Here is a 14,644-nt window from a genome sequence, read left to right as displayed (position 1 = left end):
CCCGGATCCGTACCACCACGCGCTCCACTGAACCGAAGGACTCGTCCGTGACCGACGTATCAGCCCCCGCCCCCCGCCGCCCCGGCGAACAGGCGCTCGCCACGCTCGGACTGGCCGCGCCCGCACCCCACCCGGCCGACGCCTCCCCGCACGCCTTCCCCGACGGTGGCCGCTGGCGTACCGAGATCCCCTCGGTCGAGGGCCCCGAGAGCCTGGCGGAGGTCCTCAAGGAGTCCGCCCGGCTCGATGTGCCCATCCACCGCGTCAGCCAGGGCAGCGGCGTCTGGATGCTCTCCGACGCCGATATCACCGAGATGGCCGACGCCTGCGCGTCGCGTGACATCGAACTGTGCCTGTTCACCGGGCCGCGCGGGACGTGGGACACCGGCGGCTCGACCCGTACGGACTCCGGCGGCGCGGGGCTCCGCGCCCGGGGTCATGACGCCCTGGCCGGCTGTGTCGAGGACGCCCTGCGGGCGACGGGACTCGGGGTGAAGTGCCTGCTCGTCGCGGACGAGGGCGTGCTGTGGACCCTGCACCGGCTGCGGGCCCGGGGCGTGCTGCCCGCCGACACCACCTTCAAGGTGTCGGCGCTGATCGGCCCGGTCAACCCGGCGTCGTACGCGGTGTTCGAGCGGCTGGGCGCCGACTCGGTCAATATCCCCTCGGACCTGGCGCTCGCGCATTTCAGCGAGATCCGCCGGACGAGCCGCGCGCCGATGGACCTCTATATCGAGGCGCCCGACGATCTCGGCGGGTATGTGCGGATGTACGAGACGGCCGAGCTGATCCGGCGCGGCGCGCCGCTCTATCTGAAGTTCGGACTGTCGAAGTCGCCGGGTATCTATCCGTACGGCGCCCAGCTGCGGGACACCGCCCTCAGCAGCGCCCGTGAACGGGTCCGGCGCGGCCGGCTCGTCCTCGATCTGCTCTCCCGGCACGGCGCCGACGGCGGAATGTCGCCGCTCGGCTCCCGGCTGCCCGGTCCGCTCAGCCGCTTCCCCCTGACCCCAGACCAGCCATGACCCCAGACAAGGACTGATGCATCCATGCGTACTCGCCGAGCCGCACTCGCCGTCACCGCCGTATCGCTGGCCCTCTCACTCGCCGCCTGCGGGCAGAGCAGTGAGGGCGGCAGCAAGGACGACACGAAGGGCGGGGAGGGATCCACCATCGGCATCTCGATGCCCACCAAGTCGTCGGAACGCTGGATCGCCGACGGCAACAACGTTGTCAGCGAGCTGAAGAAGCTCGGCTACAAGACCGACCTCCAGTACGGCGAGGACAACGTTGCCCAACAGGTCGCCCAGATCGAGAACATGATCACCAAGGGCGTGGACGTACTGGTCATCGCGGCCATCGACGGCAGCGCCCTGAGCGATGTCCTCCAGCAGGCGGCGGACCAGAACATCAAGGTCATCTCGTACGACCGGCTGATCCTCGGCACCGAGAACGTCGACTACTACGCCTCGTTCGACAACGAGAGGGTCGGCGTCCTCCAGGCCACCTATCTGATCGACAAGCTGGGTCTGAAGGACGGCGGCGAGAAGGGCCCGTTCAACATCGAGCTGTTCGCCGGCTCCTCCGACGACAACAACACCCAGTACTTCTTCAACGGCGCGATGAAGACCCTCAAGCCGTACCTGGACGACAAGCGGCTCGTCGTCCGGAGCGGACAGACCCAGCTGAACCAGGTCACCACCCTGCGCTGGGACGGCGGCACCGCGCAGAAGCGGATGGACGACCTGCTCACCAAGTCGTACGGCTCGCAGAACGTGGACGCGGTGCTCTCGCCGTACGACGGCATCTCCATCGGCATCCTGTCGTCGCTCAGGTCCGACGGCTACGGGACGTCCGCGAAGCCGTATCCGGTGGTCACCGGACAGGACGCCGAGGTCGCCTCGGTGAAGTCGATCATCGCCGGCCAGCAGACCATGACCGTCTACAAGGACATCCGCCTGCTGGCCAGGACGGCCGCTCAGATGACGGACGCGATGCTGAAGGACAAGAAGGTCGAGGTCAACGACGAGAAGTCGTACAACAACAAGGCCAAGGTCGTCCCGGCCTATCTGCTGAAGCCGGTCAGCGTCGACAAGGAGAACTACCAGAAGGAACTGGTGGACTCCGGCTACCTCAAGGCGAGTGACCTGAAGTGACGGCGCCCGTCCTGGAGATGCGCTCCATCGTGAAGACCTTCCCCGGGGTCAGAGCGCTCTCCGATGTCAGCCTCACGGTCGCGCCCGGCGAGGTGCATGCCATCTGCGGGGAGAACGGCGCGGGCAAGTCCACCCTGATGAAGGTGCTCAGCGGCGTGCATCCGTACGGGAGTTACGAAGGAGAGATCCTCTTCGAGGGCGTTCCCTGCGCCTTCCGCGACATCCGGGCCAGCGAGGCCCAGGGCATTGTGATCATCCATCAGGAACTGGCCCTGATCCCCTACTTGTCGATCGCGGAGAACATCTTCCTCGGCAACGAGCACGCCACCCGTGGCTTCATCAACTGGAACGACACCCTCAGACACGCGGCCTCGCTGCTCAAGCGGGTGGGTCTGGACGAGCATCCGCAGACGCGGGTCGCCGATATCGGGGTCGGCAAGCAACAGCTCGTGGAGATCGCGAAGGCGCTCGCCAAGCGGGTGAAGCTGCTGATCCTGGACGAGCCGACCGCCGCGCTCAACGATGGCGACAGCGCCCAGCTCCTGCGGCTGATCGGCGAGTTGAAGGAGCAGGGCATCACCTCGATCATCATCTCGCACAAGCTGAACGAGATAGCCGAGGTGGCCGACTCCGTCACGATCCTACGGGACGGCCGGACCATCGAGACCCTCGCGGTGAAGGCCGGGTCCACCACCGAGGACCGGATCATCCGGGGCATGGTCGGCCGCGATCTCGACCACCGCTTCCCCGAACGCACCCCCTACGAGGGCGATCCGGGCGCGCACCCCGCGCTGGAGGTGCGCGACTGGACGGTGCACCACCCGATCGACCAGCAGCGCAAGGTCGTCGACGGCGTCTCGGTCCAGGTCCGCAGGGGCGAGATCGTCGGGATCGCGGGGCTGATGGGCGCGGGACGCACGGAACTGGCGATGAGCGTCTTCGGCCGCTCGTACGGCAGGAACATCAGCGGCACCGTACTCAAGGACGGCCGCGAGATCGGTACGCGGACGGTGCCGGAGGCCGTCGCGCACGGCATCGCGTATGTCACCGAGGACCGCAAGCAGTACGGGCTCAACCTCATCGACACCATCGGCCGGAACATCACCCTGAGCGCTTTGTCGAAGGTCGCCCGGCGCGGGGTGGTCGACGAGCACGAGGAGACACGGGTCGCCGAGTCGTACCGGGGAAGCATGAACATCAAGGCGCCCACGGTCTTCGAACAGGCCGGCCGGCTGTCGGGCGGCAACCAGCAGAAGGTCGTCCTCAGCAAATGGATCTTCGCGGGTCCCGATGTGCTGATCCTCGACGAGCCCACGCGCGGTATCGATGTCGGCGCGAAGTACGAGATCTACACCGTCATCGACCGGCTCGCGGCCGAGGGAAAGGCCGTCATCTTCATCTCCTCCGAACTCCCCGAGCTGCTCGGTATGTGCGACCGCGTCTACACGATGGCGGCCGGCCGGCTCACCGGTGAGATCCCGCGGGCGGAAGCGACCCAGGAAGTCCTGATGCGTCACATGACCAAGAACACGAGGTAGTCGACATGGGTCCGGTCACCACCGATACGCCGAAGGGCGACACACCGAAGGAATCCCCACCGTCGCCTCCGTCCGGGCGGAGCGGTACGGGGGCGCTCCTGCTGGAGGCCGCGCGCCGCAATATGCGGCAGTACGGCATGCTGATCGCGCTCGGCCTGATCGTCGTCCTGTTCGAGATCTGGACCGACGGCGTCCTCCTCAAGCCGAACAACGTCACCAATCTGGTGCTCCAGAACAGCTACATCCTGGTCCTCGCCATCGGCATGATGATCGTCATCATCGCGGGCCATATCGATCTCTCGGTCGGCTCGCTGGCCGCGTTCGTCTCCGCCGCCTGCGCGGTGATGATGGTCGAGCACGACATCCCGTGGGTGCTCGCGCTGGTCCTCGGGCTGCTCATCGGGGCGGTCGCCGGGGCCTGGCAGGGGTTCTGGATCGCGTATGTCGGTATTCCGTCGTTCATCGTCACGCTCGCCGGGATGCTGCTGTTCCGCGGCGGTACGCAGATCTTCCTGGGGTCGCGTTCACTCGGACCGTTCCCCGAGGGCTTCCAGAAGATCTCGACCGGCTATCTCCCCGAGATCGGCCCGGCCACCAACTACCACAATCTGACGCTGTTGTTGGGGCTGGCGCTGCTGGCGTTCGCGCTGTTCCAGGAGTTCAGGGACCGGCGCCGGCAGCAGGCGTACGACCTGGAGGTGCTCCCCCGTAACCTCTTCCTCGTCAAGTGCGTGGCGCTCGCCGCCGCCGTACTCGCCTTCACGATGACGCTGGCCAGCTACCGGGGTGTGCCGGTCGTCCTGCTGCTGCTCGCGGCGCTGCTGATCGGCTTCGGCTATGTGATGCGCAACGCCGTCGTCGGCCGCCATGTGTACGCGCTCGGCGGCAACCAGGCCGCGGCGAAGCTGTCCGGGGTGAAGGACAAGCGCGTCACGTTCCTCGTCTTCGTCAATATGGGGGTACTGGCGGCGCTGGCCGGAATCGTCTACGCGGCCCGGCTCAACGCGGGGGTGCCCCAGGCCGGGATCAACTTCGAACTGGAGGCCATCGCGGCCGCGTTCATCGGCGGCGCGTCGATGAGCGGCGGTGTCGGCACGGTTCTCGGCGCGATCATCGGCGGGCTGGTGCTCGGCGTGCTCAACAACGGCATGTCGCTCGTGGGCATCGGCACGGACTATCAACAGGTCATCAAGGGGCTGGTGTTGCTGGCGGCGGTCGGCTTCGACGTCTGGAACAAACGCCGGGTGGGTGCCTGAGCCGTCAAAAAAAGGGGGTCGGCGCGGCGCCGCAGCACACCTGAATTTGTGCTGCGACGCCGCGCCCCCGTTACCGGTTACAGCTTGCGTGCCACCGCCGCGTACCCCGGGATCGGCTCGTTGCCGGAGACCGGCACGACCTCACCCAGCTCAGGACGCCAGTCGGCGGCCAGCGAGACCCCGGGCTCGACCAGATCGAGCCCGGTGAAGAACGCGGCGAACTCGTCCCGCGAACGGAGGGCCAGGGTCAGACCACGCTGCCGGTACAGCGCACGGGCCTGGTCCGAGCTCTCCCGGTCGAAATCCCCCGTGGCGTGGGAGATGACGAGACAGCTGCCGGACGGCAGCGGATCGAGCAGCCGGCGCACCAGCTCGTACGCGCCGTCCTCGTCCGGGACGAAGTGGAGCAGCGCGACGAGCGAGAGCGCGACCGGACGGGTGAGGTCCAGGACCGCGCCGGCGGCCGCGATGATGCTCTCCGGCTCGCGGACATCGGCCTGGACATACTCGGTGACGCCCTCCGGGGTGCTGCGCAGCAGCGCCTCGGCATGCCGGAGGACGATCGGGTCGTTGTCGGTGTAGACGATCCGGGAGTCGGGTGCGACCTCCTGGGCTATCTGGTGGAGATTGGGCTCGGTGGGGATGCCCGTACCGATGTCGAGGAACTGGCGCACCCCGCCCTCGGTGCAGAGCCAGCGGGTGGCGCGGTGCATGAACGCCCGGTTGACCCGGGCCATTTCGGGCCCCCGGGCGTCCAGTGCGAGAAGCTGCTTCGCCATCTCCTCGTCCACCGGGTAATTGTCCTTGCCGCCGAGGAACCAGTCGTACACCCGGGCCGGATGCGGCTTGGTGGTGTCGATCGGGTCATGCCCGGTCATGTGCGCTCCATGAGTCTCAGGTCAATGAGTCGATGAGTGGACAGGTGGAGAGAGCGGGGGCTGAGCAGGATCGGCTGAGGGGATCAGGTGAGCAGGAAGTCCGCCTGGCCCGACTTGGCACCCTGGATGAAGGCGGCGATCTCGTTGGTGGTGTAGATCAGTGCGGGGCCGTCAGGGTCGGCGGACTGGCGCACAGCGACTCTGCCGTCGGCCAGCTTCATGGCCTCGATGCAGTTGCCGCCGTTGCCACCGCTCCACGGCTTGTGCCAGCCTTCGGCGCCGAGGTCGGCGGCGGGCATGCCGTTGTATATGGGATCCATTCACAGCTCCTTGCGGACATCCTTGAGGATCTCCTTCGTGCGTTGTGCAGTTGCGGCCTGGGCCGCCATCCGGTCCATGACCTCCAGGTGGGTGGCCACTTCGGGACGGGCATCGAGATAGACAGCACCGGTGAGGTACTCGCTGTAGACCATGTCCGGCAGCTCCGGTACGGCGAAGCGGAAGATCACGAACGGCCCGTAGGTACCGGGGTGGTGTCCGGACGAGAATTCCGCGATCTGCAGGGTCACATTGGTCAGGTCGGTGGCTTCGAGCAGCCGGTCGACCTGTTCGCGCATGATCTCCGGGTCCTCGCCCACCGGGCGGCGCAGCACCGTCTCGTCCATGATCACCCAGAACTTCGGCGCGTCCGCACGGGTCAGCAGCGACTGGCGTTCCATCCTGAGCGCCACATGGCGCTCGATGTCCTCCGGCTGCGCCTGTCCCACGGCGCCGGCGTTCATGACGGCGCGCGCGTAGCCCTCGGTCTGGAGCAGCCCGGGGACGAAGTGCGGTTCGTACGCCCTGAGCAGCGCCGCGGCCCCCTCCAGGCTCACGTACATGCTGAACCAGTCGGGCAGGATGTCGTGGAACCGCTGCCACCAGCCGGGCTTATTGGCTTCCTCGGTGAGTTCGACGAACGCGTCGGCCTCGTCCTCGGGGATCCCATAGGCCCTGAGCAGCACCTGCACATAGGGGATCTTGAGGGCGACCTCGGCCGTCTCCATCCGGCGTATCGTCGCCGACGCCACGCGGAGGAGCTTGGCGGCCTCCTCGCGTTTCAGGCCGGCGCGCTCACGCAGGTCCTGTAGGCGTCTGCCCAGTACGACCTGTCCCACGGTCGGGGCGGACCGCGGTTCGCTCACTTTTGGGTCCTCCCCACGCACGGTTGACAGCAGTCTGCCATGTCTCCACCACGAAGAATACGGCACTCTGGAAAATTCAGAGTGCCACTTGCCAAGTGTCCTCGGCGGGTGGAGAGTGGGTCGGTGAACCAGTTCACACGGTTGTCGCGCTCTGCCACGGGAGAGGTCTTGCGCGCGACTGCCGCTCCCCCACCGTTAGGAATCGGTCGTGGCACCTGGTAACGCGCTCACCCCCCAGCTCATAGCCCTGTGCCCCGGCAACGTCGTCCGCCGTTACGGGTTCCAGTTGCCTGCTCACGCGGAGTCCGTCAGCCGCGCGAGACAGCTGACCCGTGACCGGCTCGGCACCTGGGACGTGGACGAGGAGACCCGCGAGACCGCGGTGCTCGTCGTGTCGGAACTGGTCACCAACGCGGTGGTGCACGCCGCGGGCGACCATGTCATCTGCGAGATACGGCAGAGCAACGGAAAGCTGCGGATCGCCGTGGAGGACCAGGGGTACGGACCGACCGGGCCGCAGCTGCACCGCACCGCGGAAGGCGAGTGCGAGGGCGAGGGCGGCCGGGGACTGTTTCTCGTCGATTCCATATGCAGCGGCTGGGGAGCCCACGACACCTCGGGATACGGACCTGGACGTGTCGTCTGGGCGGAACTGTCACACGGAGCGGAGCAGTCATGCTGAAGACCGCGCTGCGGCGCCTTTCGCGCGGCCTGAGCCACGAGTCATCTCCCGGACACGTACAGCTGCCACTGCCGCCGACCCTGCCCGCCTCGCTGGGGTGTGACGCCGTGGGTATCCCGGCGCAGCACGGCTTCCGGCTGATGGCGCGGCTGCCGCGGAAGGGCTGTATCTTCGCCGACGCCGAGTGGTGGTGGTGGATCGTTCCGGCGGGCTCGGACCTCGATCTGACCTGGCCCTCCCCGGCCCGCTATGTCGCGGGGACGACCGTGCCGGCGGCGCACCCCCGGCTGATCCACTGGCCGGAGGACCCCACGCCGTACACCCCGCCGATCCCCCTCTATCTCATGGTCTGCCAGCTGACGGGCACGGCCCCGTCCTGGGCGCCGGACGGCACGGCGGGGACGGTCCCGGCACAGCACGGCTAGGAGATATTCCGGAGCGGGGACCGGCTGATCGGCCGGTCGGCCTGGCGCTCCGCTCCCCCCACCGCGGGCCGATCACATAGGCTCGTCCGCGAGATGAACAACAACCACACCTCCCTCGGTCCGAAGGCCGACAAAGAGACCGTGCGCCGGCACAATCTGAGCCTTGTGCTGCGGGCGGTACGGGACGAGGGCGAGGCGACCAGGGCCGGTGTCGCGGCGCGGGTGGGTCTGACCCGGGCGGCCGTGTCGTCGCTGGTCGAGCAGTTGCTGGACAGCGGGTTCCTCTCCGAGTCCGGCAAGACGTTCAGCGGGCAGGCCGGGCGCCCCGGCACCGTGCTGAAGGTGACCCGCACGGGACCCGCGGGGATCGGCGTCGAGATCAATATCGACTATGTGTCGGTGTGTGTGGTCGACCTGTCCGGCACCGACCGCGTCCGGCTGACCGAACACCTCGACAACAGGGGCTCCCGGCCGGCCGAGGTGCTGGCCCGCTGCGCCAGGATCGCCGCCCGTACCCTGGACTCCGCCGCCGAACAGGACTTGCTGCCGGTCGGGGTCCAACTCGCCCTGCCGGGGCTGGTGTCGGGCGGTACGGTCCGGCAGGCCCCGAACCTCGGCTGGAACCTCGTTCCCACCGACGAGATGTTCGCCGCCGCGCTGGCCGAGCTGCGGCCCGATCTGCCCCCGCTGCCGGTGAGTTCGGAGAACGAGGCCAATCTCGCGGCGCTGGCGGAGCTGTGGTTCGGTGAACTCGGCCCGCTGCGCACCTTCCTCTATCTGACGGGCGAGATCGGCGTCGGCGGCGCGCTGGTGCTCAACGGTGAACTGCTGCGCGGGGCCCATGGGTTCGCCGGGGAGATCGGCCATGTGGTCGTCGATCCGGAGGGGCCGCTGTGCCGTTGCGGCTCCCGGGGGTGTCTGGAGCAGTACGCGGGCCAGTCCGCGCTGCTGCGGGCGGCGGGGATCGACGAGAACGCCGGGGTGCCGGGCGTGGCCGAGCTGGGGCTGCGGGCGGACGCGGGCGACCCGCAGGCCATCGCCGCCGTGGAGCGGGCCGGGCGGACGCTGGGCCGGGTGCTGTCGGGTGCGGTGAACCTCTTCGATCCGGACGCGGTCGTCCTCGGCGGGATCTACCGGGAGCTGATGCCCTGGCTCTCGCCGGCCGCGGACCGGGAGCTGACCGCCCGGGTGGTGTCGGGGCTGTGGGAGAGCGGCAGCGGGCGGCTGCGCGGGTCCTCCTCGGCGGGGGACGCGGCTCGCGGCGCGGCGGCCCTGGTCGTCCAGGCGGTGCTGGCCGATCCGGTGGCGTACGTGCACCGCGAGGCGCGCGGGACAGGCTGACGTACGACACGGCCGAAGCGACGCGGGACGGGCCGGCGTACGCCCGTCCCGCGCGCCCGCTGCACGGCTCCCGGGGTCAGCGGACGCCGAGGAGGTGGTCCATGGCGAGCTGGTCGAGGTGCTCGAACGCCATGCCGCGCGCGGCGGCCGCGTCGACGTCGAACTCCTCGTAGGCACTGCGGTCGGCCAGCAGCGCGGCCACGCCCTCGGGGGCGGTGGGTCGCGCCAGTTCGTCCACGCGGGAAGCGCGCAGCGCCTCCTGGACGAGCGGGTCGGCGCGGAAGGAGGCGGCCCGCTCCTTGAGGATCAGATAGTTGCGCATACAGCCGGCGGCGGACGCCCACACCCCGTCGAAGTCCTCGGTGCGCGGCGGCTTGAAGTCGAAGTGCCGCGCGCCCTCCCAGCCCGCGTTCTCCAGCAGATCGACCAGCCAGAAGGCGGCGCGCAGATCGCCGGCGCCGAACCGCAGGTCCTGGTCGTAGCGGGTGCCGTGCTGGCCGTTCAGGTCGATGTGGAAGAGCTTGCCCGACCAGAGCGCCTGGGCGATGGCGTGCGGGAAGTTGAGCCCGGCCATCTGCTCATGGCCGACCTCGGGGTTGACGCCGAACAGCTCGGGGCGCTCCAGCCGGTCGATGAACGCCAGGGCGTGGCCGACGGTGGGCAGCAGGATGTCGCCGCGCGGCTCGTTGGGCTTGGGCTCGACGGCGAACCTGAGGTCGTAGCCCTGCTCGACGACATACTCCCCGAGCAGGTCGAACGCCTCCTTCATCCGGTCGAGGGCGAGGCGTACATCCTTGGCGCCGCCCGACTCGGCTCCTTCACGGCCGCCCCAGGCGACAAAGGTCCTGGCGCCCAGTTCGGCCGCGAGGTCGACATTGCGCAGCACCTTGCGCAGGGCGTAGCGGCGGATGTCGCGGTCGTTCGCGGTGAAGCCGCCCTCCTTGAAGACGGGGTGGGTGAAGAGGTTGGTGGTGACCATCTCGACCGTGATGCCGGTCTCTTCGGTCGCCTGCCTGAACCGCTTGATGTGCGCGTCGCGCTCCGCCTCCGTCGAGCCGAACGGAATGAGGTCGTCGTCGTGGAAGGTCACACCCCATGAGCCGAGATCCGCGAGTCGGTGAACCGATTCGACGGGATCCAGCGCGGGGCGGGTCGCGTCGCCGAACGGGTCCTTGCCCTGCCAGCCCACCGTCCAGAGGCCGAAGCTGAACTTGTCCTCGGGGGTGGGTGTGAAGCGTTCCGTCATGACTCTGGCCGCCTTCGATACCTCAGGTCCGGCACGTGCCGACCTTATTTGTTTCCTGACATGACTAATAATGCACGGGGATACGGGTGCGCAAAAGACCCCGCACGCCCGTGGACCCAAGATGATGATCGTCGGCACGGTTCCCGTGTGCCACGCCATCGCGTAATTTGTTTTCCCGACGCTCAATCTGGAGGTACGCCCATGTCGCGGAACCCGGTCGTCATCGGCGTGGACAGCTCCACCCAGTCCACGAAGGCCGCCTTCACGGACGCCGCCACAGGCCGGCTGCTCGCCGTGGGCCGCGCGCCGCACCGGGTGACCGGCGAGGGCGGCGCCCGGGAGACGGACCCGGAGGTGTGGTGGAACGCGCTGCGTGAGGCGGTCGCCGCCGGTCTGAAGGAATCCGGGACGGACGCCTCGGCCGTGACCGGCATCGCCGTCGCCGGACAGCAGCACGGTCTGGTCGTGCTCGACCGTACCGGCCGGCCGCTGCGCCCCGCGCTGCTCTGGAACGACACCCGCTCGGCCCCGCAGGCAGCCGCGCTCACCGACGCGCTCGGCGGCCCGGACGCCTGGACGGCGCGCACGGGCTCCGTACCGGTGGCCTCGATGACGGCCTCCAAGTGGCAGTGGCTGCGGGAGAACGACCCCGCCATCGCGGAGGCCACGGCGGCCATCCGGCTCCCCCACGATTTTCTCACCGAACGGCTTTCGGGCACCGCGGCCACCGACGCGGGTGACGCCTCCGGCACCTGCTGGTACTCCACCGCCACCGGCGAGTACGACCCCGAACTGCTCGCGCTCCTCGGTCTCGACGCCGATCTGCTGCCCGCCGTCGCCACGACCGGCGCCGCACGCGTCGGCTCGCTCACGGCGGGCTCCGCGGCGGAACTGGGGCTGCCCGCGGGCATCGCCGTCGCCGCCGGTACCGGCGACAACATGAGCGCGGCCGTCGGTCTCGGCTTCGGCGGCGCCGGTCTGCTGGACCATCCGGTACTGAGCCTCGGCACGTCGGGTACGGTCTTCGCCGCCACCCGCACCCGCCCCGGCTCCCCCGCGCTCGCCGGGTTCGCGGCGGCGGACGGTACGTATCTGCCGCTGGCCTGCACGCTCAACTGCACGCTCGCCGTCGACAAGATCGCCTCGCTGTTCCGGCTCGACCGGGAGGACGCGGTGCCGGGCGGCGAAGCCGTACTGCTCCCCTACCTGGACGGCGAACGCACCCCCGATCTGCCCGCCGCCTCGGGCCTGCTGACCGGGCTGCGCCATGACACCAGCCCGCAGCAACTCCTGGGCGCCGCCTACGAGGGCGCGGCCGTCACCGTACTGCGCGCGCTGGACGAGGTGCTGCGCTCCTGCGGCCTGGACCCCGCGTCCCCGGACGCGGCGGGCCGCCCGCTGCGTCTGGTCGGCGGCGGCGCTCAGGGCCGGATGTGGGTGGATACGGTCCGCCGGCTCTCCGGCCGCCGCGTGATCGTCCCGACGAGCGGCGAACTGGTCGCGCTGGGCGCCGCCGCGCTGGCCGCGGGCGCGGCGACGGGCGAGGACCCGGTGGCGATCGCGACCTCCTGGCGGACCGGCGAAGGACCCGAACTGCCCGCGGTGGAGCGGGACATGGAGACCTGGGAGCGGGTGGGATCGGTACTGGACAGGGCGGCGCCGAGCCTCCTGAGCTAGGGCGGGGCACTGCGACGGCCGACGCGTCGTCAGTCCGTCGTCACGCCGCCCGCCGCCCGCGCCAGCGCGTCCAGGACCGGGCGGATCAGCGGGTGCGTCTCCGCGCCCCGGCGTACGGCGGCGAAGACCCTGCGGGTCGCGGCCGGGCCCGCCACGGGGCGTACGACCGTACCCTTCAGCTCCATGCCGCGCAGCGCGGAGCGCGGGACCAGCGCGACTCCCGCGCCCGCGCCCGCGAGGGCGACGACCGCCCGGAAGTCGTCGGAGGAGTGCGCCAGACGGGGCTGGAAGCCCGCCAGTTCGCAGGCGAGCTGGATCACGTCATGGCAGGGGTTGCCGGGGTACGGGCCGATCCAGTCGCTGTCGGCCAGCTCGGCGAGCACGACCTCCGCGCCGAGCCCGAGCGGATGCGCCGCGGGCAGGACCGCGTCGAACGGCTCCGCGTACAGCGGCATCCGCCACAGCCGCAGATCGTCCTCGCGCGGGGCGCCCCGGTACTCGACCGCGACCGCGAGATCGGCCTCTCCGTCGAGCACCATCGGCAGGCTCTCGTCGCCCTCGGCGTCCCGTACGCGTACCCGTATGTCGGGGTGCGGTCCGGCGAGCAGCTGGAGGGCCGGGGCCAGTACCTCCGCGATGCCCGTGGCGAAGGCGGCGACCGTGACCTCGCCCGCCGTCCCGCCCGCGTACGCCGCGAGCTCCGCCTCGGCGCGCTCCAGCTGGGCGAGGACGGCGTGCGCGTGGGTGAGCAGGATCTCGCCGGCGGCGGTCAGCCGTACGCCCCGGCCGCTGCGGGTCAGCAGCGCGTGCCCGGTCTCGTGCTCCAGCGCGGCGAGCTGCTGGGAGACGGCCGAGGGCGTGAGATAGAGCGCGGCGGCCGCGGCGGTCACCGTACGGTGGTCCGCCACGGCCCGCAGGACACGCAGCCGCCGAGGGTCGATCACCCGGCCCATTTTGCCAGGTCTGCCCGGAACTCCACCCCCACGGGCACCGACCGCCCCACCGGCACCGGCGCTCAGCCCTCCCGCTTCATCGCCTCGCGCGCGTCGACGAACGCCGCGACCGCCCGCTCCACATCGGCCGTGGAGTGCGCGGCGGACAGCTGCACCCTGATCCGCGCCCGGCCCATGGGGACCACGGGGTACGAGAAGCCGATCACATAGACCCCGCGCTCCAGGAGCAGTTCGGCCATCCGGGCCGCCTCGGCGGCGTCGCCGATCATGACGGGAGCGATGGCGTGGTCACCGGGCAGGATCTCGAACCCCGCGTCCGTCATCTCCGCACGGAAGAGCGCGGTGTTGGCGTTCAGCCGGTCCCGCAGTTCGCCCGCGCTCTCCAGCAGATCGAGGACCTTGATCGACGCGGCGGCGATGACCGGCGCGAGGGAGTTGGAGAAGAGATACGGACGGGAGCGCTGGCGCAGCAGCGCGACGATCTCGGCGCGGGCCGCGACATAGCCGCCGGAGGCGCCGCCGAGCGCCTTGCCGAGCGTGCCGGTGATGATGTCGACCCGGTCCATGACGCCGTGCAGCTCGGGGGTGCCCCGGCCGCCGGGGCCCACGAAGCCGACGGCGTGCGAGTCGTCGACCATGACCATCGCGTCGTACCGGTCGGCGAGATCACAGATCTCGGCCAGCGGGGCGACATACCCGTCCATCGAGAACACGCCGTCCGTGACGATCAGCCGGCGACGGGCGTCCTGGGACTCCTTGAGCCTGGTCTCCAGCTCGGCGAGGTCGCGGTTGGCGTACCGGAGGCGACGGGCCTTGGAGAGCCGGATGCCGTCGATGATGCTGGCGTGGTTGAGGGCGTCGGAGATGACGGCGTCCTCCGGGCCGAGGAGCGTCTCGAAGACCCCGCCGTTGGCGTCGAAGCAGGAGGAGTAGAGGATCGTGTCCTCCTGGCCGAGGAACGCGGACAGCCGCTGCTCCAGCTCCTTGTGGATCTCCTGGGTGCCGCAGATGAAGCGCACGGACGCCATGCCGTAGCCCCAGCGGTCGAGCGCGTCCTTGGCGGCGGCGACGACCTCGGGGTGGTCGGCGAGTCCGAGGTAGTTGTTGGCGCAGAAGTTGAGGACATCACCGGGGGCGCCGCCCGCGGTGACGGCGACGGAGGCGCTCTGCGGGGTCGAGATCACGCGCTCGGGCTTGAAGAGACCGGCGTCGCGGATCTCGTCGAGGGTGGCGGACAGGTCGTCCCGGACGGACGCGTACATGAAGGGCTCCTTCTTCTGGGGCTCGGTGCGCTGCCTGCTGCGGCTC

14 protein-coding genes are annotated in these 14,644 nt (G+C 69.8%); 8 read left to right on the top strand and 6 right to left on the bottom strand.

The annotated features are described in order from the left end of the window. Positions 1 to 47: 47 nt before the first annotated feature. The 4 genes from ACFRKB_RS01660 to mmsB are packed head-to-tail and all read left to right on the top strand — an operon-like array spanning position 48 to position 4,950. A complete protein-coding gene (locus ACFRKB_RS01660; protein ID WP_383102356.1) occupies positions 48 to 1,025 on the top strand; it encodes a hypothetical protein in 978 nt (325 codons plus the stop codon). A gap of 24 nt (positions 1,026 to 1,049) precedes the next feature. Next, complete coding sequence (chvE, locus tag ACFRKB_RS01655; RefSeq protein ID WP_383102354.1) at positions 1,050 to 2,156, top strand: multiple monosaccharide ABC transporter substrate-binding protein; 1,107 nt, start codon at positions 1,050 to 1,052, stop codon at positions 2,154 to 2,156. After that, the gene (gene mmsA / locus ACFRKB_RS01650) at positions 2,153 to 3,694 is read left to right on the top strand and encodes a multiple monosaccharide ABC transporter ATP-binding protein (protein WP_383102352.1); all 1,542 of its coding nucleotides are present in this window, start codon (positions 2,153 to 2,155) and stop codon (positions 3,692 to 3,694) included. The genes chvE and mmsA overlap by 4 nt, the downstream gene beginning before the upstream one ends. A 5-nt stretch (positions 3,695 to 3,699) precedes the next feature. Continuing rightward, positions 3,700 to 4,950 (top strand): multiple monosaccharide ABC transporter permease, encoded by a 1,251-nt coding sequence (gene mmsB, locus ACFRKB_RS01645; RefSeq protein WP_383102350.1) that lies wholly within the window; start codon positions 3,700 to 3,702, stop codon positions 4,948 to 4,950. A 77-nt stretch (positions 4,951 to 5,027) separates the two neighbouring features. Here mmsB and ACFRKB_RS01640 read toward each other — a convergent pair whose 3' ends face one another. The 3 genes from ACFRKB_RS01640 to ACFRKB_RS01630 all read right to left on the bottom strand — a co-directional run bounded on the left by ACFRKB_RS01640 (position 5,028) and on the right by ACFRKB_RS01630 (position 7,012). Next, a complete protein-coding gene (locus ACFRKB_RS01640; protein ID WP_383102349.1) occupies positions 5,028 to 5,828 on the bottom strand; it encodes an SAM-dependent methyltransferase in 801 nt (266 codons plus the stop codon). An 83-nt stretch (positions 5,829 to 5,911) separates the two neighbouring features. After that, on the bottom strand, positions 5,912 to 6,148 hold the full coding sequence (locus ACFRKB_RS01635; RefSeq protein ID WP_030350290.1) for a DUF397 domain-containing protein: 237 nt from the start codon (positions 6,146 to 6,148) through the stop codon (positions 5,912 to 5,914). Then, a complete protein-coding gene (locus ACFRKB_RS01630) occupies positions 6,149 to 7,012 on the bottom strand; it encodes a helix-turn-helix domain-containing protein (RefSeq protein WP_383102347.1) in 864 nt (287 codons plus the stop codon). A gap of 208 nt (positions 7,013 to 7,220) precedes the next feature. Between ACFRKB_RS01630 and ACFRKB_RS01625 the strand changes: the two genes are divergently transcribed. From ACFRKB_RS01625 to ACFRKB_RS01615, 3 genes are all read left to right on the top strand, one after another. Continuing rightward, positions 7,221 to 7,694 carry an ATP-binding protein gene (locus tag ACFRKB_RS01625; RefSeq protein WP_383102345.1) on the top strand — a complete coding sequence of 158 codons (474 nt, stop codon included), beginning with the start codon at positions 7,221 to 7,223 and terminating at the stop codon, positions 7,692 to 7,694. Continuing rightward, positions 7,688 to 8,119: a hypothetical protein gene (locus ACFRKB_RS01620; protein WP_383102343.1), complete on the top strand. Its 432-nt coding sequence runs from the start codon at positions 7,688 to 7,690 to the stop codon at positions 8,117 to 8,119. Before ACFRKB_RS01625 ends, ACFRKB_RS01620 begins: the two co-directional genes overlap by 7 nt. A 93-nt stretch (positions 8,120 to 8,212) precedes the next feature. Beyond that, a complete protein-coding gene (locus ACFRKB_RS01615; protein ID WP_383102341.1) occupies positions 8,213 to 9,460 on the top strand; it encodes an ROK family transcriptional regulator in 1,248 nt (415 codons plus the stop codon). Between the two features lie 76 nt (positions 9,461 to 9,536). On the opposite strand, the gene xylA is transcribed toward ACFRKB_RS01615, so the two are convergent. Next, entirely contained in the window at positions 9,537 to 10,706 is a 1,170-nt protein-coding gene (gene xylA / locus ACFRKB_RS01610; protein WP_383102339.1) for a xylose isomerase, read from the bottom strand. Positions 10,707 to 10,907: 201 nt separating this feature from the next. Between xylA and xylB the strand changes: the two genes are divergently transcribed. After that, entirely contained in the window at positions 10,908 to 12,383 is a 1,476-nt protein-coding gene (gene xylB / locus ACFRKB_RS01605) for a xylulokinase (RefSeq protein WP_383102338.1), read from the top strand. Between the two features lie 29 nt (positions 12,384 to 12,412). Here the strand turns inward: xylB and ACFRKB_RS01600 are convergent, their stop codons facing one another. Both ACFRKB_RS01600 and ACFRKB_RS01595 read right to left on the bottom strand, forming a co-directional pair. Beyond that, positions 12,413 to 13,327, bottom strand: a complete 915-nt coding sequence (locus ACFRKB_RS01600; RefSeq protein WP_383102336.1) for a LysR family transcriptional regulator — start codon at positions 13,325 to 13,327, stop codon at positions 12,413 to 12,415. Positions 13,328 to 13,398: 71 nt separating this feature from the next. Further along, positions 13,399 to 14,598, bottom strand: a complete 1,200-nt coding sequence (locus tag ACFRKB_RS01595; RefSeq protein ID WP_383102334.1) for a glycine C-acetyltransferase — start codon at positions 14,596 to 14,598, stop codon at positions 13,399 to 13,401. Positions 14,599 to 14,644 lie beyond the last annotated feature (46 nt).

The organism is Streptomyces scopuliridis (assembly GCF_042790125.1).
Taxonomy (GTDB): Bacteria; Actinomycetota; Actinomycetes; order Streptomycetales; family Streptomycetaceae; genus Streptomyces; species Streptomyces scopuliridis_A.
Note: the sequence above shows the minus strand (reverse complement) of the source record. Positions and strands in the feature narration are given on the sequence as shown.

Coding starts and splice junctions, on each gene's coding strand:
- chvE (WP_383102354.1), top strand. CDS start 1,050: ATGCGTACTCGCCGAGCCGCACTCGCCGTCACCGCCGTATCGCTGGCC.
- mmsB (WP_383102350.1), top strand. CDS start 3,700: ATGGGTCCGGTCACCACCGATACGCCGAAGGGCGACACACCGAAGGAA.
- ACFRKB_RS01640 (WP_383102349.1), bottom strand. CDS start 5,828: ATGACCGGGCATGACCCGATCGACACCACCAAGCCGCATCCGGCCCGG.
- ACFRKB_RS01635 (WP_030350290.1), bottom strand. CDS start 6,148: ATGGATCCCATATACAACGGCATGCCCGCCGCCGACCTCGGCGCCGAA.
- ACFRKB_RS01620 (WP_383102343.1), top strand. CDS start 7,688: ATGCTGAAGACCGCGCTGCGGCGCCTTTCGCGCGGCCTGAGCCACGAG.
- ACFRKB_RS01615 (WP_383102341.1), top strand. CDS start 8,213: ATGAACAACAACCACACCTCCCTCGGTCCGAAGGCCGACAAAGAGACC.
- xylA (WP_383102339.1), bottom strand. CDS start 10,706: ATGACGGAACGCTTCACACCCACCCCCGAGGACAAGTTCAGCTTCGGC.
- xylB (WP_383102338.1), top strand. CDS start 10,908: ATGTCGCGGAACCCGGTCGTCATCGGCGTGGACAGCTCCACCCAGTCC.
- ACFRKB_RS01595 (WP_383102334.1), bottom strand. CDS start 14,598: ATGTACGCGTCCGTCCGGGACGACCTGTCCGCCACCCTCGACGAGATC.